Raw genomic sequence first — 20,423 nt, 5'->3', positions numbered from 1 at the left:
TATTTAAATACAAAAAAGGCGCGGTGGTTTTCCCACCGCGCCTTTTCTGTAATGCTCGCTAATTCGGGAGAATTAGAAGTTTACAGAAGCACCCAGGAAGGCGTAGCGGCCCAGGGCGTCGTAGATGCCCGGGAAGGTGTTGCCGTTACCGTAGATGCCTGCGCCGGCGTCAGAAGTCAGCGGCGGCTCTTTGTCGAAGACATTATTGATGCCGCTGCGGATAGTGACGTTGTCGGAAGCAGCCCAGGATGCAGACAGGTCGAAGTAGTCGACTGCATCGAAGTCTGCGCCCTTAGAGCTCAGGTCGGTCACGTCACCGATGTGGCGCCAGCCGCCAATCACGTCAACATTCCACGGAGTCATCCATGTGGCGCGAACGGTGCTTACGAACTCCGGAGTCGGAGTGCCGCAGGAGCCGTTCCAGTTACCTACGCAGTCCTCAACCGGTTGGCCGACGAATTCCTGCTGATCCCACTTGGTGAGATAAGTGGCAATCCAGTTCATGTCGATGGAGCCGTAGGCGCCGACGTCGAAACCGTAGTTGGCATTGATGTCGACACCTTCGGTTTCGAAGAAGCCGATATTCACGTCGGTTGCAGTGATTGATGCTGAGCCGATCCACAGGTTGCCATTGGCGCCGCGGTTAATGGCGCCGCAGAACAACGCGTCGCCAGTTTCCGCACACTTGCGCAGGATGGTCTCCGGCTCGATGCCGGCGATGGCCTCTTCAACCTGAATGTTGAAGTAGTCCATGCTGACAGTCAGGCCTTCAACAAAGGACGGAGAGTATACGAAACCGAAAGAGAAGGTCTCGGACTCTTCCGGAGATAGCTCCGGGTTACCGCCGCCGATGTAGTTGTACTGACCGGCCGGGGAGTCGATATTGCCTTCGTAGGTGGCTGCAGTGATGCCGGTCCGCATACACTCTTCCAGAGTGTACTCAGCGCCTACAACGTTGCCGTCGGAGTCGGTACGCGAACCGCAGGGATCGATACTCATATCGAACAGCTGGATGGTCTGAGCGCGGTACAGCTCGCGGATGTTCGCGTGGCGTACGGCGGACTGGAAGCTGGCGCGCAGTTTCAGGTCAGCGATCGGCTGGTAGTCAGCCGCCACCTTGTAGGTGTCGGTCTGTACGTCGGTGGAGTAGTCGGAGTAGCGGTAGGCCAGTTCCAGACCCAGGTACTCAGCACCCGGCTTGCCACTAACCAGCGGTACGCTCATTTCGCTGAAGACTTCCTTCACGCTCAGAGAGCCATCTACACCCAAAGTCGGGCCGCCCTGACCTGCGCCTTCGCCATTCTGGAAGCCGGAGTCCGGAGAGTAGTTCAGGGTTTCACGACGGCTTTCCAGGCCCATTACAACTGCTACACCGCTGTCGGCAGACGGCAGCTTCACGCCGTAGTCGGTCAGGTCGCCGGTTACGTAACCAGAGATGATTTCCTGGTCGGTAGTACCGCGGGCGAACAGCGGCAGTACCAGGTAGTCGATCGCTTCCTGGGTTACACCACCTTCCTGGAAGATGTTCCAGGGCACACAGTTCGGATCGGTGCCGTCTAGTACGGACTGACAAACAGGCTGGCCATAGGTATCGGCATTGACCGGGTCGCCGTTTGAGTCTAAGCGCTCATCAACGCGAACATCCAGCGCGTTTTTGATGCGGCTCACAGACATGTCGTTCAGGTAGGTCTGCTCCAGGCTGACCTCGGAGTACTGACCGTAAACGTCGTAGGACCAGTTCTCGTTGATGTCGCCGCGAACACCGAATACCCCGCGGAAAGTGGTGTGGCGCATATCATCCTGACGCGGGCCGCCTTCAACATTACGGCGACCGATATAGATGGCGCCCGGGGTGGTGGTTACATTGCCGTCATCATCGGTATTGACAACATCCAGATCGCTAATGAAGTCGTTTTCGGTCAGGCCGTAAACACCACAGATGGCGTCGAACTGCTCGTCAGACAGGAAGGGGTTGCCACAGTACAGGTCGTTGGTCACGAAGAAGGCACCGGAAGGGGCGATCTGTGCAACGGTGCGGTCGTCCGCGTACATCACCTGGGTGTAGGCTTCGGCGTGCTCGTTGATTTCGTAGTGACCGAAGGCGCCCATGGTCCAGCGCTCGTCCGGACGCTGGAAGTAGTTCAGCGGGCCGTAGTTGTACAGGCGATTGAACGGAGTGAAGCCGTCGCCGTCGACGCTGTAGTCGAAACCTTCAGTGGTGTCACCGTCGTTCAGGCCGAAGTCGGTGAAGCGGCCCCAGGGCACAGTGGAGGAGCCACCACAGCCAAAGCTGTCGGGGCTACCGGACAGGGCACAGCCACTGTAGTCGCGGTCGGCCTGCAGAACCGGGTCGATCTTGCGGTAGTTGGCGTAAGCAGTCACGTTGCCGCGGCCGTTATCCAGATTGGCACCCATGATCAGTGAGAAGTCATTGGTCTCACCGTCAGTTACACTGCCGTCGGCCACATCAAAGCCGTTGGAGGTAACCAGGTCCTGTATCTTGCTGTTGTCGTTGTTGTGCTGGTAGACGCTGGTCTGGGTCTCGAAGCGGACACCCTCGAAATCGTCCATCATGATGAAGTTCACAACACCGGCGATAGCGTCGGAACCGTAGGTGGCAGAAGAGCCACCGGTCAGTACTTCAACGCGCTCAACCAGAGCGCCGGGAATCTGGTTCAGGTCGGCACCGGAGCCACCTGCCAGCGGAGAACCGGCCGGCATACGGCGACCGTCGATCAGTACAAGGGTGCGCTGTGAGCCAAGGCCGCGCAGGGACACGGTGGCAGTACCAGTAGAGCCATTGGCCTGGCCAGCAGTCTGGGTGGCGGCTACCTGAGGCAGGTCGTTGATCAGGTCTTCAACACGTACAACACCAGTAGCTTTAAAGTCTTCGGCGCTCACAGAGGTAACCGGGCTGACGCTCACATCGTTGGCGCGCTCGATACGCGAACCGGTTACGACAACCTCTTCCACCATTTCCGCATCTTGAGCCAGAGCGGGCACGGCCGGAACCATAATCGCAGCCGCGGTCAGGCCCAGAGCGCCCTTGACAGCTACAGACAGGAGGTTCTTTTTCATTGTAAATCCTCTCTTGATCGTTGGATTTATAGTCTTTTGCCTTGAATGGCGATGCTGGAAGTGGCTACCCCCAAGTGGCCACTTCCCTCCCAACACAGGTAATGACGACCAGGCACAGAAGTCCCTCAAAAAAATCGCAAGTTTTTTTCCATTACTTCGTAATGTCAGGTCTGGGAGGTTGTTTCGGCTAAAAAATGGGCGATATCGATTGGGCGGTGGGAAAGGCCCCGCCCGAGGCGGGCGGGGCGGAGGGGCTTAGAAGGAGAGAGTGATGCTGCCGTAGAAGAAACGACCGATGGTGTCGTAGTTCAGCGGCAGGGTGTTCATGTCATCGTAGTTGGTGACATAGGGGGGCTGTTGGTTCCAGACGTTGCGGATGCCGCCGGAGATCTTCACGTCTTCCCAGCAGAAGTAGGCGGCGCGGAGGTCCTGGTACCAGGTGGCGTCCACATGCGTGGCCAGGTCGGCGGGGGTGGGGGCTATGTCGTCCACGTCCCCTTCCATGCGCACCGTGGTGCCCACGCTCCAGTACTCGGCCTCGTAGTCCGCGCTCAGGTAGATCTTCCACCTCGGGAAGGCGGCGATGCGGGTGGTGACCGGGTCGGCGCCGAATTTGCCGGCGAGGTTGATTTCCGGGTCGATCTCGCTGGCCTGGAACTTGTAGTCGTGCAGGTAGGTTGCCAGGCCTTGGACGGCGATATTGCCTCCCCACATATCCCAGTTGTAGAAGGCCCCCAGGTCCGCGCCGTCGGTTTCGAAGGTGGAGATGTTCTGGGCGGTCAGCTGCTGGCCGGCGATGGTGCCGTTGGCGGCACGCCGCGGGCCGAAGGAGCCCACCGGCTGGCCCACTGCCGTCGGGCCCAGGATCAGGTCACAGGTGGGGTCTGAGAATCCCGGGCTGGCGTAGCAGGTGCTCACTATCTGGTCGGTGGTGAAGGTGCCTATGGCGTCGTCCACACTGATATTGAAGTAGTCGAGGGTAAAGCTGAGCTCCTCGAGGAAGGTGGGCGTCCACACTATGCCCAGGGTCCAGCTCTCTGAGGTCTCCTTGTCCAGGTCTGGGTTGCCGCCGAATGCACCGGTCGCCTGGGGGCCGCCGGAAATCGTATCCAGGGTCAGCAGTGCGGGGTTTTCGGAATTACAGTTGGCGACGACTACCGGGTCCGTGGCTTCGAAGCAGGGATCCGAGTAGCGCTCGGCGGAGAGCGTCTGGGGAAGGAACAGGTCGTCGATGCCCGGCGCGCGGAAACCCTCGTTGTAACTGCCTCGGAAGCGCAGCTGCTCCAGGGGAGCGTACTCGATTACCGCGCCGAAGGTGGTGTCGTCGCCGATGGTGTCGTAGTCGGAATAGCGGACGGAGACTTCAACCGCCAGTGCGTCCGCCCAGGGCCGGCCCTCCAGCAGGGGGGCGCGCACTTCGGCATAGCCCTCGTCCACGCTGTAGTTGCCGCCCCAGTCCTGGCCTGACACGAAGTAGATCAGCCCCAGTGAAGCGGCGCCGTCGGCGGTGACTTCCGCCGACTCGTAACGGTGCTCGTAGCCCACCGCCCAGGCCCAGGGCTCGCTGGTCAGGGCGAAGTCGCCGAAATCACCCGCGAGGTTGGCCTGGAAGCTGCCCAGGGTTTCCTTTTCCACCGGCGAGTTGGTGACCAGGCCAAATGCCTGCAGCTCCGGGGTGAAGGTACCGGGTACGAAAGGATTGAAGACGCCGCACATCGGGTCGCCCTCTCTACAGGCGTCGGTTACAAACTCTTCGCCGATGATCTCGCCGGTAACCGGGTCGCGGATAAAGTTGACGGAGCCCAGCAGGGTGTCCATGTTCTCCTGGTTGGCTCGGCCCCGGTCGATCTGGGGGTCTACCCAGCGCGCATAGGTATAGGAGATATCCCACAGCCACTCGTTGCACCACTCGCCGTTGAAGCCGATCACGCCGCGCCAGGTGCTGAGGTCCTGGGTAAAGGCGCGGCCACCGGTCTCCGCCAGGCGGCGCGCCACGAATACGGGTTCGCCGACGGGGTTGAACGGATTGTCCGCAGATATTCCCGGCGTCCAGAAGGTGCCTTCGGCGGCCAATAGCTGATCGGACTGGCGGTTGACGTAGAGCAGTTCGGTGAAGGCATTGATGGTGGTCAGGTTCTTGATGTCCCACAGCTCATGTTCGCCATAGCCGTAGATACTGAATACTTCCTGGGGGGTGACCAGGTAGCTGAACTCGGCAAAGTTGAAGGCGTCTGTGGAAACAAATGGCCGAACCTCCCCGGTAGCGGGATCCTGGATCAGGCTGCCGCCAGCGTCGGGAAAGATGTGGCCGGGTATGCTGGTGCCGCTACCAAAGCAGAATACCTGGCCTCCACCCTCGGCCAGGGGGCATTCGGAGAACCTGCGATCACCCTGGAAGATGTCGTCCCGCTTGCTGTACTCCACATTCAGCATCACGTGACCTTTATCGGTCGCGGCGCCGAAGGTCATGGCGGCCAGCCACTGTTCGCCGTCGCTCTCATCGGTAATGCCGTAGTCGGCGCGTAGCTGTGCGCCCTCGAAATCCTTCTTGGTGATGATGTTGATCACACCGGCGATGGCATCCGAACCATAAATGGAGGAGGCGCCGCTTTTCAGGATCTCGACCCGCTCTATGATGGATACGGGAATGGTATTCAGGTCCACGGTGCCGGTAGTTGTTCCGGCGGATACCACCCTGCGGCCATTCAACATTACCAGGGTGCGGGAAGAGCCCAGACCGCGCAGGGATACCGTCGCCAGGCCGGGGTTGCCGTTGTTGACGGATTGACCCAGTTGGCCACCGGTCATGGACGGCAGTTCCTGCAAGAAGTCTTCGAGTGTGGTTTCGCCGGAATTCTCGAGAGCCGCGGCGTCGAATACGGTGACCGGGACGGCGCTGGTGGCGTCGGTTGTCCGCATGATGCGTGTACCAGTGACGACAACTTCTTCCACTTCCTGAGCAAACGACAAAGTGGCAAAACTGGTAGATACGGCCGTGGCTGCGATTGCGCCCTTAATTGCCCGGGATAGACGGGATCTGTCCATGGTATACCTCTCCTGATACCGGTTCTAAACGCCGAATACGGCAGTGCCCTCCATGACAACTGCTAACTACTATCAACAGAGGCTTGCTAAAACACTAGAACATTTTTTCTACATGCGTACCAATTAGCGAATAAACGGGCGCCTTTGGCGGCTGTTACCGAGTTTTTTGGTGTCAGTGAAAAATTTTCTGACAAAAGCGAGAAGAGAAAATTTGCGCGGACTGGGGTGTGTTGTGGGAGCCTGCCCTGCGGGCGATTCTATGTGGCTGCGGAGATTCGCCTGCAGGTCAGGCTCTAACAAAGGGGATGAGGTGGCCCTACAATTTTTCCGAGTCCCGAGTCCCGAGTCCCGATTAGAGATTGTAGGCCAGGGTGGTGTACCAGTAGCGGCCGGCGAGGTCGTAGGTGCGGCCGTCGAAATTGTCGTTGAATGCGGTGGCGGCGAAAGGGGGTTCCCTGTCGAGCAGGTTGTCTATGCCGATGGCAAAGCGCAGGCCGAGCGGCAGTGCATAGGCGAGCTGCAGGTCGTGGGTAGACCAGCTGCCTATCTCGCGGGTGATTCGCGATTCGTCGAGGGTGAAGGATTCCTCCAGCGCGCCGACAAAGTGCACCGTGTAGCCGCCTTCCCAGGATCCCTTTTTCCAATAGATGCCGGTGTTGGCTTTCCACTGCGGCAGGGAGCCGGCGCCGCCGCTGGCGGCGTCGACGAAGGTGCCGGCCAGGTCTTCGGTGGGTGAGCCGGGCGCCGCCTGGTTCAGGTAGCGCTGCATATGGCTGGAGTTGAAGGACCAGCGCAACTGGCCCAGTTCTTCGGAATCGTGTTCATAGCGCAGTGCCAGGTCGGCGCCGCGCACTTCGCGCGCACCTATATTGAGGCGCGTGGCCAGGATTTTGGTGATATCACCGCGCTCGTCTCTCAGTACCCGATCGATAAACAGCGCGGAATAGGCGTTCTTGTCGATCAGGTATTGCGGGCTGGTGTCGATGACGTCGTTCTGGCGGATTTCGAACAGGTCCAAGGTGGCGCTGAAGCCCTTCAGTTGTTGCGGCGTCCATACCAGGCCCAGGGAGCGGTTGTCGGAAGTCTCCGGTTGCAAATTGCGATTGCCGCCGAACTCGGTCAGGTACTGGATACGCGCGCCGTCGGCCTGGCCGCGACAGCCGGGCAGGGTGCCGGCGTCGCTGCCGGTGCAGGGATCGAACAGATACTCCTGGCTCTGGTAGCCACTCTGGTTCATATCGATCAGGGTCGGCGCCTTGAAGCCGGTGGCGTAACTGGCGCGCAGCATCAGCGATGGTGCCGGGCGCCAGCGCAGCGCTATCTTCGGGTTGGCGGTGCTGCCGAAATCGCTGTAATCGGAGTAGCGCAGAGCGCCGTCGAGCCAGAATTCGTCCGTGGCCAGGGGGATGGAAATCTCCGCGAAGGCCTCGCCGATCATGCGCTCGCCTTCCGCCGAGCCGGCGGCGTGCCCGCCGACGAAGGACAGTCCCATGGCGTCATTGGAGCGGAAATCGATGGCCTCGCGGCGGGCCTCCACACCGGCGGCGGCGAGTATGTCTCCGGCGCTGTTGCTACCCAGGGTGCCATTGACGATATAGGTCAGCGACGCCATCCGCGTGGCGCCGTCCACCAGGCTCTCGCCGCGGATATAGTCGAGCTGGGCGTCGTCGATACTGCCGCTCGGGCCCAGCAGGTCTACCGGGACACAACCGCTCTGAGAGCTGCAGATACCCGGGCCCTTCAACCCCAGCGACAGCGCGTGGGGATCGATCAGGCTACTCAGGCTTTCCGATGCCCGGGTGTAGTGCAGCGCCGCGGTCAGTTCCCACTGCCAGCTGTCCCACATGCCCTTCAGGCCTGAATTGAGGCGCCAGGTTTCGGTGCGGTTTTTCTGTATGCGCGGGCCCAGTTCCAGTACCCGCTTGCGCACGTCGGTGATGTCCTGGCCGAAGGGGTTGTGGATATTGTCCGCCGCAATCGTCAGGTCGCCGTTGTCGAAGCGGGTGAATACCGGCGTCGGTGCCATGGTGGTTTTTGCAGAGGTGCGGATACCCATGGCCTCTACGAACAGCAGGGTGTCCTCGCCCAGGTCCAGGTTGCCTTCCAGGTAGGCGGATTGCCGCTCCGACGGCACCAGTGCGGAGGTGTATTCGCTGTAGTCGTAGCGGTCCTCCTGGGTCCAGTTGCGGTAGCCGCCGTCCTCGCTGTTGGTCAGGACCAGATCCTCGCCGAGGGCGATAAACCCGGACGGCGATGCGGAGGAGCGCTGGTCGGTGCCGCCGCGGGGGCGGTTGTCGGCGGTGGCAGAGAGTTCGCGGTCGCGGCTCATCAGCGCGCCCTGGCGGTAGTGGGCGAGGCTCAGCATCAGGTGGCCACGCTCGCCGTTCTTTCCCCAGGTGACGTGGTGGGATTCGGTCTGCTGGTCGCCCCGCTGGGCCTGGCCGTAGTAGCTGTTGACGGACAGACCTTCGAAGTCGCGGCGCAGGATGATGTTGACCACGCCGGCGATGGCGTCGGAGCCGTATACCGCCGAAGCGCCGTCTTTCAGTATCTCGATGCGGTCCACCGCGGACAGCGGGATGGTGTTCAGGTCCGCCGCCTCGCCACCGAAGCCGTTGCTGACGATGCGGCGGCCGTTGATCAGCACCAGGGTATTGCTGGCGGGCAGGCCGCGCAGTGTCACTGTGGCGGTGCCGTTGCCGCCGTTGCTGACCGAGGTGCTGGTGGAGTTGCCGGAGACCGCGGGCAGGAACTTGAGCAACTCGGCAATGGTCTGTGCGCCGGTGATCTCCAGCTCCGGCTGGGCCAGCACGTCGATGGGCGCATAGCTGTCCAGTTGCAGGTGGCGCAGGTGGCTGCCCGTGAGCATGCGCCCGGTGACGGTAATCTCTTCGGTTTGCACCGGCAGTGGCTCAGATTGCTCTTCCGCTTCGGTTTCGCGGGGCAGCACCGCCACGGCGCCGGGGCCGACGCGTTCATAGGTAAAGGGAGAGTCCTGCAGCAGCTGCCGCAGTGCCGGCTCGAATTCGCCGTCTTCGCTGTCAAGGGTCTGCTCCGGCAGGATATAGCTGGCGGCGGAGGAGGTCTGCACCAGCACCGAGATCTTGCACTGGCGACCGAGGGAAATCAGGGCGCGGGAGAGGTTGCCCGCCGGCAGGTGCACACCGGATTCCGGGCAGGCGGCCACGGCCCTTTCGGAGAGCGCCAACAGGGTCGCCAGCGACAGTGTGGCCCAGTGCCGTAAATTCAATGGAATGCCCGTTTCGCCAATGCCGCCCTCGCGCCGCACTGCGCGGGGCCACTTTGTTGTAATTAAGTTTTGTTGCGGGCGAAGGGGTACAGGACCTGTACAATAAACGACCGCCCGAGCGAGTTTATAACTTAGTTACGCTTGGGAGACAAGAGAGTCAGGTTAGGGTCGCTGTGATCCTGTTGCAGATTCAGCGCGGTGGCTATGGCCTTGAGAGTGTTGTCCGGATCGGATAGCTCGAAGGTGCCGGACAGCATGCGGTCGCGCACACTTGGCTCCGCCGCCGCGGGAACCTTCAGGTAGCGGTTCAGCTCTTCCAGGGCTTCCGCCAGGGGAGTCTGTTCGAATACCAGCACGCCGCGGGTCCAGTCCAGTGCCTCTTCGGCGGAAGTGTGTCCCACCTCGCCGAGGCCCCCCCTGGAGACGCTGACCTTCTGGTTCTTGACCAGTTTGACAGAATCGGGCTGCAGGCCAGGAGCGCTCTCGGCTTCGCTCACCGCCACCACGCCGCCGGTCACGGATACGCGGGTGCTGTCGGGATTGCGCTCGATGTTGAACTCGGTACCCAGCACGCGGATATTGGCTTCGCCTGCGGCCACGGTGAAGGGGCGTGCTGTCTGGCGGGCCACGTCGAAGTAGGCCTCGCCGCGCAACAGTCGGGTGCGGCGCTCCTCGCGGCTGTAGGCCACGCGCAGTTCGGTATTGGTGTTGAGTTGAACCTGGGAGCCGTCGGCCAGGGTCACGGTGCGGGTCTCGCCCACTTCGGTGACGAAAGTCTGTTCGCGGAAATCGCCGCCACTCAGCCACTGGTTGCCGACCCACAGGGTCACCACCAGGCAGGCTGCCACCAGGCCGCCGCCCATCAGCCACTGGGGGAGATTCCAGCCGCCGGCGGCCAAGACATCACCGGAGCGGCTGTCGCGCCCGGTGGGGCGGCTGTCAGTGCGGACCGTGGATCGGTTTTCGGGAAACAGCTGGTCGAGCGGCATGCGGGCCAGCGCACCCAGGTCGCCCCAGAGCTCGGCCATTTCGTCAAAGGCGCGGCGGTTTGCGCTCGACTGGGCCATCCAGGCGGCAAATTCGCGGCGGTCGGCGGCGCTGACGGCATCCGAGCGCAGGCGTGCGATCCAGGCGCAGGCCCGGTCCAACTGCTCGTCGTTTGGTACTTCTTGTACGCCTGCTGTATTCACCGCTTGTTACCTTGAATTCAATCCATATGCCTTGTCGGTCGGATAGTCCTGTATGTCCGCCCTGTTTTGGTGCATTTTATTCAAAACGACCTGTTTGGCGCGATTCTTTTCGTGCGCCTCGCCAACGGCGCAATAATTTTTACTAAGCGTGCGCCACTTTAGCGTTTTATTTTTTCTCTGCCCCGATTTTTGTGTCTAAATGACCGGGCTCTGAGATAAGACGACCGACCGGGTTACTCCCTCAAGTAATTTTGTGAACAGATCGGTACTGGCGTGCACAAAGCCTGTGCGCTTGCTCCCAATTTCGCAAACCATTTGCGACGGGATGGGTGAAAATCGCGCCCGGCCTATCGAAATTGCCCAATCTGGTTTGATATCTGCGCTGGCGGGTCCGCTCCCGGACTCCCTAGCTATTGAGGTCAACCCGCCGGCGGCACACCTTGAGTGCCTGCAGTATGTACTTCTCCACACTGCTCACCGAGGTATTCATCTCCCGGGCTATCTCGCTGTAGGAGAGGCCGCGGGTGCGGTGCAGCAGGAAGGCCTGGCGGCACTTGAGTGGCAGGCTGTCCATGGCCTCGTAGATGGACTGCAGCTGCTGGCGGGCCGCCAGTACCCGCTCCGGGGACTGGTGATCGGCGTGGTCGTCGCCGAGGGTGGTTTCGCCCTCCGCCGGCATCTGCTGGCTGACGTACTCCATATGCAGCTTGCCCCGGCGCAGCTGGTCGACGGCCAGGTTGTTGGCGATCTGGTAGAGGTAGGCGCGTGGATTGTCCAGCTCTTTCTCGTCGCTGAGCTTCTGCAGGCGCAGATAGGCGTGCTGGGCAATGTCTTCGGCATCTTCGGTGCTCCTGACTATGCGTGCCACGAAGCGCACCAATGCCTGGCCGTGTTCGGCAAACAGCTTTTCCAGAAGCGTTTTCCGAGCTTTGTTCATCAGATAGAGGATTCCCGGTACAGCACTCGCTGTGGTTATCGGTTGTATTTGCGAGCTGGCGCACAGTTATAACACAGGCGCCGCTCACCGGACGAGAGGGCCGTGGCCAGCGTTCAGAGGGGGGGCCACTATGTCTCGGCGGCTATGCCGGTATAATGGCGCCCCATTCAGTAGACGCGCCACCGGGCGCCGGAGAGCGGATGAGTTATCAAGTACTGGCGCGCAAGTGGCGGCCGCGGTTGTTTCGGGAGATGGTGGGCCAGGAGCATGTGCTCCAGGCGCTGATCAACGCCCTGGATAACGGCCGCCTGCACCACGCCTACCTGTTTGCCGGTACCCGTGGGGTGGGCAAGACCACCATAGCGCGCATCCTGGCCAAGTGCCTGAACTGCGAGAGCGGCGTCAGCTCCGAGCCCTGCGGCCAGTGCGCCGCCTGCGGCGAGATCGCCGATGGTCGCTTCGTCGACCTGATCGAGGTGGACGCCGCCTCCCGCACCAAGGTGGAGGACACCCGCGAGTTGCTGGAGAACGTCCAGTATGCGCCGACGAGGGGCCGCTACAAGGTCTACCTGATCGATGAAGTGCACATGCTCTCCAACAGCTCCTTCAACGCGTTGCTGAAGACCCTGGAGGAGCCGCCGCCCCACGTCAAATTCCTGCTCGCCACCACCGATCCGCAGAAGCTGCCGGTCACGGTGCTGTCCCGCTGCCTGCAGTTCAACCTGAAGAACATGAGCCCGGAGCGGGTAGTGGAACACCTGCGCTTCGTACTCGAGCAGGAGATGGTGCCCTTCGAGGAGGGCGCACTCTGGCACCTGGGGCGCGCCGCCGACGGCAGTATGCGCGACGCCATGAGCCTCACCGACCAGGCCATCGCCTTCGGCGGCGGCAAGATCAGCGAGTCGGAAGTGCGGGCCATGCTCGGCAGCATCGATTCGGGCCTGGTGTGGAAACTGCTGCAGGCCCTGGCGGACGAGAGCGCGCCGGCCCTGTTCGCGGCGGTGGGGGAGCTGGCGCAGCAGGCGCCGGACTACAGCGCCGCCCTGGCCGAACTGGCCAACAACCTGCACCGCATCGCCGTGGCCCAGGTGTTGCCGCAGTCTGTGGACAACGCCCTCGGCGACGGTGAGCGCCTGCGCCAGCAAGCCGCGCGCCTGGCGCCGGAAAACGTACAGCTCTATTACCAGATGGCGCTGCTCGCCCGCCGCGACCTGCCCCTGGCGCCGGACCCGCGCAGCGGCTTCGAGATGGCGCTGCTGCGCATGCTGGCCTTCCGCCCCCAGGGCGTGGCCGATATTCCCCGCGCCAGCCTGCCTTACAATGCCGCGGCTGAGCCCGCGACACAGCCGCAAACAGAGGCGCGGCCTGGGCCCGCTGCGGAGCAGGCGCTGCAGCAGGCAGAGGTACCCGAGGAAAAAAAGCCACAAGTTGAACCGGTGCCGGCCGAGGCCGGCGCCCCGGCTGTTGATAACACCCCTCCCTGGGAATCCCCGAGAGCGGAAGTGGCGCAGGCACCCGAGTCGGTTGCAGCGGAAGTCGTTGAAGAGCCGCCGACACCGGTAGCACCGCGACCGCAGCAACCGATTCCCGAAGCGGCCGTTGAGGTGGCTCAGCCCGCGCCCCAGTCCCCGCCGCCGCAGGCAGACCAGCGCGCCGCGGTTCTGGATCAACTGCGCCAGCAGGTGGCCCAGGTGGAATCGGCGCCGGTACCACCGCAGCAGTCGCAACCCCAGTCGAAGCCGGTCGCGGATAAACCCGCGAGCGCGCGCCTCGACGCCCTGACCCCGGGCAGTTGGCCGGCCCTCTACAGCCAACTGGGGATCAGCGGCATACTCCACTCCATCGCCTTCCACCTGGAACTGGTGGGCAGGCAGGACAATATACTGTCCTTTACCCTGGACGAGTCCTACAGCAGCCTGTACGACGAGGTGCACCAGCGCCGCCTGGCGGACCTGCTCGGTGACTTCTTCCAACAGCCGGTCGCCGTGCATATCCAGGTGGGGCAGGTGCAGGGCCAGACCCCGGCGCGCCTGGCCGCGGCCACCCGCGAGGCGCGCCTGGCCGCCGCGCGCGATGCCCTGTCCGGCGATCCCTTGGTGCAGGAACTGCAGCAGGAGCTGGGTGCCGAACTGCTACCCGACTCGGTGGAATCCCTGGTAGAGGCGGAATAATTTTTTAGGGTGCGCCCCGCGCACCGTTTAGCGAACGAGGTTTACGATGAAAGGTTTGGGCGATCTGATGCAGCAGGCCCAGAAGATGCAGGCCGAGATGCAGGAAAAAATGCAGAAGATGCAGCAGGAATTGAACGACCTGCGCCTCTGCGGCGAGGCCGGTGCCGGCATGGTCAAGGTAACGATGAACGGACGCCATGACGTCATCTCGGTGGAGATCGATCCGGACCTGCTGGGCGAACTTTCCAATGAAGACAGGGAAATGCTCGAAGACCTGCTGGCCGCCGCGGTCAACGATGCCGTGCGCCGTGTCGAGGAGAAGACCCGGGAGCTGCAGAAGCAGCAGATGGGCAACCTGGCTTCCGGCATCAACCTGCCGGAAGGCTTCAAATTCCCCTTTTGAGTCCGCTCCGGCACTGAATTCCAGAACTTATGTTTAGTCCCCTGATTGAAGACCTGATTCGCGCCCTGCGCTGCCTGCCTGGCGTCGGCCCCAAGTCGGCCCAGCGCATGGCCATGTACCTGCTGGAAAAGGACCGCGATGCCGCCGGCCTGCTGGCCCGCACCCTGGAGCAGGCGGTGGAGAAAGTCGGCCGCTGCGGCCAGTGCCGCACCCTCACCGAGCAGGAGACCTGTGCCCTGTGCAACAACAGCCGCCGCGACCAGAAGGCCCTGTGTGTGGTGGAGACCCCCGCGGATGTGCTGGCGATAGAGCAGGCGGGCAACTACCACGGCCGCTACTTCGTGCTGCACGGCCACCTGTCGCCGATCGACGGTGTGGGCCCGGCCAGCCTGGGCATTGACCTGCTGGAGCGGCGCCTCGCCAGCGAGGCACTGGAGGAGCTGATCATCGCCACCAACCCCACCGTCGAGGGTGAGGCCACCGCGCAGTTTATCGCCGAGCGCGCCAGGGCCCACGGCGTGACCGTAAGCCGCATCGCCCACGGCGTACCCATCGGCGGCGAGCTGGAATATATCGACGGCGGCACCCTGGCCCACGCCTTCAACAGCCGTACAGTTTTCCAATAATGCTGAAAGTAGATACCACACCCATCTGGATCGACAGCGGCGAACAGCTGGCAGAGCTCTGCCAGCGCTGGCGCGGACAGAAAGCGGTGGCGCTGGACACCGAATTCATGCGCAGCCGCACCTTCTACCCCCAGCCGGCGCTGGTACAGGTGGGGGACGGCGAGCACTGTTACCTGATCGACAACCTGGCCGTCGACGATCTCGAGCCGTTGCGCGATCTGCTGCTGGACACTCGCGTGACCAAAATCATGCACAGCTGCAGCGAGGACCTGGAAACCCTGGAGCGGTTGCTGGGCGCAATCCCCGAGCCGATCTTCGACACCCAGATAGCCGCCGCCCTGACCGGCATGGGCGCCGGCCTCGGCTATGCAGCTGCGGTCAGGGAACTGCTCAATATCGAACTGCCGAAGAGTGAGACCCGCTCCGACTGGCTGCAGCGGCCGCTGAGCGACGCACAGAAAAACTACGCCGCCCTGGACGTGGCCTGGCTGCCGCTGATGTACGGGGTGCTGGTCAAGCGCCTGCGCGAGCGGGAGCGCCTGGAGTGGCTGCAGGAGGACTGCGCCGCACTGGTGTCCGCGGCGCGCAACCCGCAGCCACCGGAACTCTACTACCAGAAAGTGAAGGGCGCCTGGCGGCTGCGTGGAAAACAATTGGCGGCGCTGCAGGATCTCTGTGCCTGGCGCGAGCGCGAGGCGCGCCTGCGGGATCTGCCCCGCAACCACCTGCTGAAAGAAAATGTGTGCATGAACCTGGCCCAGCAGTTGCCGCGCCATAAGGCCACCCTGGCCCAGCCGGGACTGGAGGGGCGCACCCTGCGCGAGCACGGCGAGACGCTGCTGCAGATCATCGCCCGCGCCGCCGAGCGCGAGGATACGCCGCCGCGCCTGCCGCAACCCCTCAGTCGCCGCGAGGGCGAGTGGCTGAAACTACTCCGTAAGCGCGTAGGCACCGTCGCCGAGCAGGAGGATCTGCCCGCGGAAATCCTGGTGCGCAAAAAAGAGCTGGAGGCGCTGGTGCAGTCACCCCGACCCGAACTGGAAGGGCGCCTGCGGGGCTGGCGCAAAGAAGTGATTGGCAAGTCGCTGCTCGAGGCACTGAACGAGCTGCGCGAAGAGGAAAGCAAGTGAAAACCCTGTGCGATATCTACCGCAGTCCGCGCAAGGACGAAATGTACCTCTACGTGGACAAGCGCGAGGGCATGGAGCGGGTGCCGGAAAATCTGCTGCAGCTGTTCGGCAAGCCGCAGCACGTGACCACCCTGTTGATGACCCCGGAAAAGCAACTGGCCCGCGCAGATGCGAACAAGGTCCTGAACGAAATTAGCGAGCGCGGCTACTATCTGCAGATGCCGCCGGTGACCGACTCCGAGATGAGCGCCATCGCCGCGAAGAACAGCAAGCTGCAGCGTTAAGAGCCTGGAGCGTTGTGCGGAACTAGGCACGGGCCGTAGGTTGGGGTGAGTGCAACGAACCCCGACATGGGGTGCCCGCAGTCATGTTGGAGCCTAATGTGAACGAAAAGCCCTTCTGGCAGCGCAAGACCCTCGAGCAGATGAACGAGGCCGAGTGGGAGTCCCTCTGCGACGGCTGCGGCCGCTGCTGCCTGCACAGGCTGGAGGACGAGGACAGCGGCGAAGTCTACACCACCAATGTGGCCTGCCGCCTGCTCGATACCCACAGTTGCCTGTGCGGCGATTACCCCAACCGCAGGCGCCATGTGCCGGACTGTATCCAGCTGCGCGCCCGGGACGTAAAGGATTTCAGCTGGTTGCCCGCCACCTGCGGCTACCGCACCCTGGAGGAGGGGCGCGAACTCGCGGACTGGCACCCGCTGGTATCCGGCCGTGCCGAATCCGTGCACGAGGCGGGCATCTCGGTGCGCGGCTGCGTGATCAGCGAAGAGCTGGTGCATCCGGACGACTTCGAAGAGCATATCGTCCAATGGGTGGGCGATAATTAAATCAGGGACCGATCCGTAGGGGCGAAGCTAGTGTTCGCCCACCACTAAAGAAAGAAAAACTATGGCCGAAGAATATCGAATTGCCTGGATGATCTACGCTGCCGCCACCCTGCTATTGTTACTAGCGGGTTGGTGGTTTATGCGTAACTGGGGCTGGGCCTGGCTGCGCCGCGCGCTGCTGGTGACCTTCGCCGCGGCGCTACTGATTCCGGCGCGCACCACTGCCCCCGATTCGGCAGCCGTGCCCGTGTTGCCGCTGTTCGTCTACCAGACTCTGTTCGAAGAGGAGGGCGCAGCACCGGAGGTGACCGCCAACCTGGTATTCGCCACCGGCGGCGCCCTCGCCCTGCTGGCCATCTGGGGCCTGGTCGCCCTGTATATCGGCCATCGCCGCGAGAAGCGCCGCCGCTTCGACGAAGATCCCTACTTCAACGAGCAGTGACCGTTGAACGGCGGCCGGTAACCGGTCACAACTCGTTGATCAAAGGCGCCGCATCCCCTCTCCGCCGCCACTGCTCTCCGTGACAGCTGCTATATCTATAAGGCTGGCTCCGCCATTGGCGCGGAGTCAAACTGATTAGAAAAATGCCGGCGCTCTTCCGCCGGGCAGAGGGACACGGATGCTCGACCATCTGCTTATTCTGACTGCGGTAATGCTGGTTTCGGGCATTCTCGGCGGTCTGGTGAACTACTACCAGATGCTGTTTACCGAGGAGGACCCGGCAGGCCTTGCGCGCTGCCTGATCATGGGGCTGTGCGGCGCGCTGATGGTGCCGATATTCCTGAAGTTCACCCAGAGCGACCTGCTGATCGAGATCCAGGGCGATCCCTCGCGCCTGCTGATCTTCACCGGTTACTGCCTGCTGGCCGCCATCGCCTCGCGCATGTTCGTCTTCAACGCCGCGCGCCGCCAGTTGCGCGACGCCAGCATCGCCCGCGCGCGGGTGGAGAATCTGGAGCAGGAGCTGCGGGCCATGCAGCTGGAGATGATGCCGCTGCTGGAGCACGAGATAGAGGGCGATCCGGAACAGGGCCCGACGCTGGACTTCAACCAGATCCGCAAGCTGGACGAGAACGCCCTGCATGTGCTCAAGCTGCTGAACAACGGCGACTGCGTATTCCGCTCCCTGTCCGGCATGGTGCAGGAGGGGGGGATGGAGACCAACTCTGCGGCCCGCGCCCTCAATAGCCTGCTGGTGCTGGAGATGGTGGGCAAGATCCACAGTCACCTGGGTATTCGCTGGTATATCACTGACAAGGGCCGCCAGGTAGTGTACCGCCGCAGCACTTCCGCGGCCGATGGCCGCGTCGTGAGTGGATAGTGGCCTGTGGCCACTGATCCCGGCTGCTCGCCACTCGCCACTCACCCCTGATCACTCAACTTGGTCGTTTCCGCCTTTGGCTCCCTTCCCCGAATCACTTAGTATCTGTCATTTCCCAAGCACAGATATGAGAGTGACGATGAAATTTACCGGCACCGACAGCTATGTAGCCACTGAGGACCTGCAGATGGCGGTGAACGCGGCGGTCACCCTGCAGCGGCCGCTGCTGATCAAGGGCGAGCCGGGTACCGGCAAGACGCTGCTGGCCGAGGAGGTGGCCCAGAGCCTGGGGCTGAAGCTGATCCAGTGGCACATCAAGTCCACCACCAAGGCGCAGCAGGGCCTGTACGAATACGATGCGGTATCCCGCCTGCGGGATTCCCAGTTGGGGGTGGACAGGGTCCACGATATCCGCAACTACATCAAGCGCGGCAAGCTGTGGGAGGCCTTTGCCTCTGAAGAGCGTGTCGTGTTGCTGATCGACGAGATCGACAAGGCGGATATCGAGTTCCCCAACGACCTGCTGGTGGAACTGGACCGGATGGAGTTCTTCGTCTACGAGACCGGCGAGACGGTAAAGGCGCAGCAGCGCCCGATAGTCATCATCACTTCCAACAACGAGAAGGAGCTGCCGGACGCCTTCCTGCGCCGCTGTTTCTTCCACTACATCAGCTTCCCGGACCGGGACACCATGCACAAGATCGTCGATGTGCACTATCCGGGCATCAAAGGCCAGCTGGTGGCCGAGGCGATGGATATCTTCTTCCAGCTGCGCGAGGTGCCGGGCCTGAAGAAAAAACCCTCCACTTCCGAATTGATCGACTGGCTGAAGCTACTGCTGGCGGACGATATTCCCGAGGAGGTACTGAAAAACCGCGACAGCAGCAGCGCGATTCCGCCGCTCTACGGTGCCCTGCTGAAGAACGAGCAGGATGTGCATATGCTCGAGCGCCTGGCCTTTATGGCAAGACGTGAGGGGCGGTAGAACCTCGATTTCCCTGTAGGAGCGGCCCATGGCCGCGATCGATCTTTCCGGCCTCTCTGGGATTCGATCGCGGCCCTGGGGCGCTCCTACAGAGTGCAACATCGGCTACGTCAGAACTTTTATGCTGATCGGATTCTTCCTAAATTTACGCCGCTACAAACTGCCGGTCTCCATCACCGAACTGCTGGCCCTGCTCGAGGCCCTGCAGCAGCGCCTGGTGTTCGCCGACCTGGAGGAATTCTATTTCCTCGCCCGCACCTGCCTGGTCAAGGACGAAAAGCACTTCGACAAGTTCGACCGCGCCTTCGACGCCTACTTCAAGGACCTGGAAACCCTCGACGATATCCTCGAACAGATGATTCCCGAGGACTGGCTGCGGGCGGAATTCATGAAGCAGCTCTCCGAGGAGGAAAAGGCAAAAATCGAGAGCCTCGGTGGCCTGGAAAAGCTGCTGGAGGAATTCCAGAAGCGCCTCGAGGAGCAGAAGGAGCGTCACAGCGGCGGCAACCGCTGGATCGGCACCGGCGGCACCAGCCCCTTCGGCAACAGTGGCTATCATCCCGAGGGCATTCGCGTCGGCGGCAGCAGCCGCAACCGCTCGGCGGTCAAGGTGTGGCAGAAGCGCCAGTTCAAGAACCTGGACGACAGCATCACCCTGGGTACGCGCAATATCCAGGTGGCCCTGCGCAAGCTGCGCAAGTTCGCCCGCACCGGCGCGGCGGAGGAGTTGGACCTGGACGATACCATTTCCTCGACCGCGCGCAATGCCGGCCTGCTGGATATCAAGATGGTGCCGGAGCGGCACAACGCTGTGAAGGTGCTGATCTTCTTCGACGTGGGCGGCTCGATGGATCCCTATGTGCGCGTCTGCGAGGAGCTCTTCTCCGCCTGCCGTTCCGAGTTCAAGCACCTGGAGTATTTCTATTTCCACAACTTCGTCTACGAGCACGTGTGGAAGGACAACCAGCGCCGCTATGCGGAGTCGACGCCGCTGCTGGAAGTACTGCGCACCTACGGCAGGGACTACAAGGTAATCTTCGTCGGCGACGCCTCCATGGCGCCCTACGAAATCACCAGTCGCTACGGCAGCGTGGAGCATATGAACGAGGAGCCGGGCGCAGCCTGGATGGAGCGGGTGACCGATACCTACAGCAAGCTGATTTGGCTCAATCCCGTCGGCGAGGACTACTGGAAGTACACGCCCAGCATCGGCCTCGCCCAGCGTCTTGTCGGAGGGCATATGTACCCGATGACGCTGGAGGGGCTGGATCGGGCCATCGCCTATCTGGTGAAAGGAAGGTGATTTGTTAATGCGGAATTCGGAATGATGATTGCGGAATACGCGGTCTGACATCCTCATGTAGGAGCGGCCGGTGGCCGCGATCAGGCTTCGGGATTGCTTCTAATCAGAATTCTGGCGCGATTTTTCCGCATTCCGCATTCCGCATTCCGCA

The 20,423-nt window shown here is 62.2% G+C and carries 15 protein-coding genes; 10 read left to right on the top strand and 5 right to left on the bottom strand.

Annotated features, from left to right (window positions below):
- Positions 1–72: 72 nt before the first annotated feature.
- The 5 genes from AC6R19_RS02220 to AC6R19_RS02200 all read right to left on the bottom strand — a co-directional run bounded on the left by AC6R19_RS02220 (position 73) and on the right by AC6R19_RS02200 (position 11,500).
- The gene (locus AC6R19_RS02220) at positions 73–3,078 is read right to left on the bottom strand and encodes a TonB-dependent receptor domain-containing protein (protein WP_500577848.1); all 3,006 of its coding nucleotides are present in this window, start codon (positions 3,076–3,078) and stop codon (positions 73–75) included.
- Between the two features lie 255 nt (positions 3,079–3,333).
- Positions 3,334–5,997 (bottom strand): TonB-dependent receptor plug domain-containing protein, encoded by a 2,664-nt coding sequence (locus tag AC6R19_RS02215; RefSeq protein WP_500577847.1) that lies wholly within the window; start codon positions 5,995–5,997, stop codon positions 3,334–3,336.
- 478 nt (positions 5,998–6,475) lie between these two features.
- On the bottom strand, positions 6,476–9,373 hold the full coding sequence (locus AC6R19_RS02210; protein ID WP_500577846.1) for a TonB-dependent receptor: 2,898 nt from the start codon (positions 9,371–9,373) through the stop codon (positions 6,476–6,478).
- A gap of 131 nt (positions 9,374–9,504) precedes the next feature.
- Positions 9,505–10,563, bottom strand: a complete 1,059-nt coding sequence (locus tag AC6R19_RS02205; RefSeq protein ID WP_500577845.1) for a FecR family protein — start codon at positions 10,561–10,563, stop codon at positions 9,505–9,507.
- A gap of 406 nt (positions 10,564–10,969) precedes the next feature.
- Positions 10,970–11,500 (bottom strand): RNA polymerase sigma factor, encoded by a 531-nt coding sequence (locus AC6R19_RS02200; protein ID WP_500577844.1) that lies wholly within the window; start codon positions 11,498–11,500, stop codon positions 10,970–10,972.
- A 200-nt stretch (positions 11,501–11,700) separates the two neighbouring features.
- Here AC6R19_RS02200 and dnaX point away from each other — a divergent pair, with 200 nt between their 5' ends.
- The 10 genes from dnaX (at position 11,701) to AC6R19_RS02150 (ending at position 20,272) form a co-directional block, all read left to right on the top strand.
- Complete coding sequence (gene dnaX, locus AC6R19_RS02195; RefSeq protein WP_500577843.1) at positions 11,701–13,671, top strand: DNA polymerase III subunit gamma/tau; 1,971 nt, start codon at positions 11,701–11,703, stop codon at positions 13,669–13,671.
- Between the two features lie 46 nt (positions 13,672–13,717).
- Positions 13,718–14,074, top strand: coding sequence for a YbaB/EbfC family nucleoid-associated protein (locus AC6R19_RS02190; protein ID WP_500577842.1), 357 nt, complete (start codon positions 13,718–13,720; stop codon positions 14,072–14,074).
- 29 nt (positions 14,075–14,103) lie between these two features.
- Positions 14,104–14,700, top strand: a complete 597-nt coding sequence (gene recR, locus AC6R19_RS02185) for a recombination mediator RecR (protein WP_500577841.1) — start codon at positions 14,104–14,106, stop codon at positions 14,698–14,700.
- A complete protein-coding gene (gene rnd / locus AC6R19_RS02180) occupies positions 14,700–15,830 on the top strand; it encodes a ribonuclease D (protein WP_500577840.1) in 1,131 nt (376 codons plus the stop codon). Before recR ends, rnd begins: the two co-directional genes overlap by 1 nt.
- Positions 15,827–16,114, top strand: a complete 288-nt coding sequence (locus tag AC6R19_RS02175) for a YcgL domain-containing protein (RefSeq protein WP_500577839.1) — start codon at positions 15,827–15,829, stop codon at positions 16,112–16,114. Before rnd ends, AC6R19_RS02175 begins: the two co-directional genes overlap by 4 nt.
- 98 nt (positions 16,115–16,212) lie before the next feature.
- Positions 16,213–16,662, top strand: coding sequence for a YcgN family cysteine cluster protein (locus AC6R19_RS02170; protein ID WP_500577838.1), 450 nt, complete (start codon positions 16,213–16,215; stop codon positions 16,660–16,662).
- 61 nt (positions 16,663–16,723) lie between these two features.
- Entirely contained in the window at positions 16,724–17,104 is a 381-nt protein-coding gene (locus tag AC6R19_RS02165; RefSeq protein ID WP_500577837.1) for a hypothetical protein, read from the top strand.
- A gap of 178 nt (positions 17,105–17,282) precedes the next feature.
- On the top strand, positions 17,283–17,984 hold the full coding sequence (locus AC6R19_RS02160; protein ID WP_500577836.1) for a YEATS-associated helix-containing protein: 702 nt from the start codon (positions 17,283–17,285) through the stop codon (positions 17,982–17,984).
- Between the two features lie 139 nt (positions 17,985–18,123).
- The gene (locus AC6R19_RS02155) at positions 18,124–18,969 is read left to right on the top strand and encodes an AAA family ATPase (RefSeq protein ID WP_500578023.1); all 846 of its coding nucleotides are present in this window, start codon (positions 18,124–18,126) and stop codon (positions 18,967–18,969) included.
- 121 nt (positions 18,970–19,090) lie between these two features.
- Positions 19,091–20,272 (top strand): vWA domain-containing protein, encoded by a 1,182-nt coding sequence (locus AC6R19_RS02150; RefSeq protein ID WP_500577835.1) that lies wholly within the window; start codon positions 19,091–19,093, stop codon positions 20,270–20,272.
- Positions 20,273–20,423 lie beyond the last annotated feature (151 nt).

Source organism: Microbulbifer sp. SE14 (assembly GCF_059834885.1).
This window is presented reverse-complemented; position numbering and strand designations above follow the sequence as displayed.

What these genes read in the sequence shown, in the direction of transcription:
- AC6R19_RS02190 (WP_500577842.1), top strand. Translation starts at nt 13,718, where the DNA reads ATGAAAGGTTTGGGCGATCTGATGCAGCAGGCCCAGAAGATGCAGGCC.
- recR (WP_500577841.1), top strand. Translation starts at nt 14,104, where the DNA reads ATGTTTAGTCCCCTGATTGAAGACCTGATTCGCGCCCTGCGCTGCCTG.
- AC6R19_RS02155 (WP_500578023.1), top strand. Translation starts at nt 18,124, where the DNA reads ATGAAATTTACCGGCACCGACAGCTATGTAGCCACTGAGGACCTGCAG.
- rnd (WP_500577840.1), top strand. Translation starts at nt 14,700, where the DNA reads ATGCTGAAAGTAGATACCACACCCATCTGGATCGACAGCGGCGAACAG.
- AC6R19_RS02200 (WP_500577844.1), bottom strand. Translation starts at nt 11,500, where the DNA reads ATGAACAAAGCTCGGAAAACGCTTCTGGAAAAGCTGTTTGCCGAACAC.
- AC6R19_RS02150 (WP_500577835.1), top strand. Translation starts at nt 19,091, where the DNA reads ATGCTGATCGGATTCTTCCTAAATTTACGCCGCTACAAACTGCCGGTC.
- AC6R19_RS02160 (WP_500577836.1), top strand. Translation starts at nt 17,283, where the DNA reads ATGCTCGACCATCTGCTTATTCTGACTGCGGTAATGCTGGTTTCGGGC.
- AC6R19_RS02165 (WP_500577837.1), top strand. Translation starts at nt 16,724, where the DNA reads ATGGCCGAAGAATATCGAATTGCCTGGATGATCTACGCTGCCGCCACC.
- AC6R19_RS02215 (WP_500577847.1), bottom strand. Translation starts at nt 5,997, where the DNA reads ATGCGGACAACCGACGCCACCAGCGCCGTCCCGGTCACCGTATTCGAC.
- dnaX (WP_500577843.1), top strand. Translation starts at nt 11,701, where the DNA reads ATGAGTTATCAAGTACTGGCGCGCAAGTGGCGGCCGCGGTTGTTTCGG.
- AC6R19_RS02220 (WP_500577848.1), bottom strand. Translation starts at nt 3,078, where the DNA reads ATGAAAAAGAACCTCCTGTCTGTAGCTGTCAAGGGCGCTCTGGGCCTG.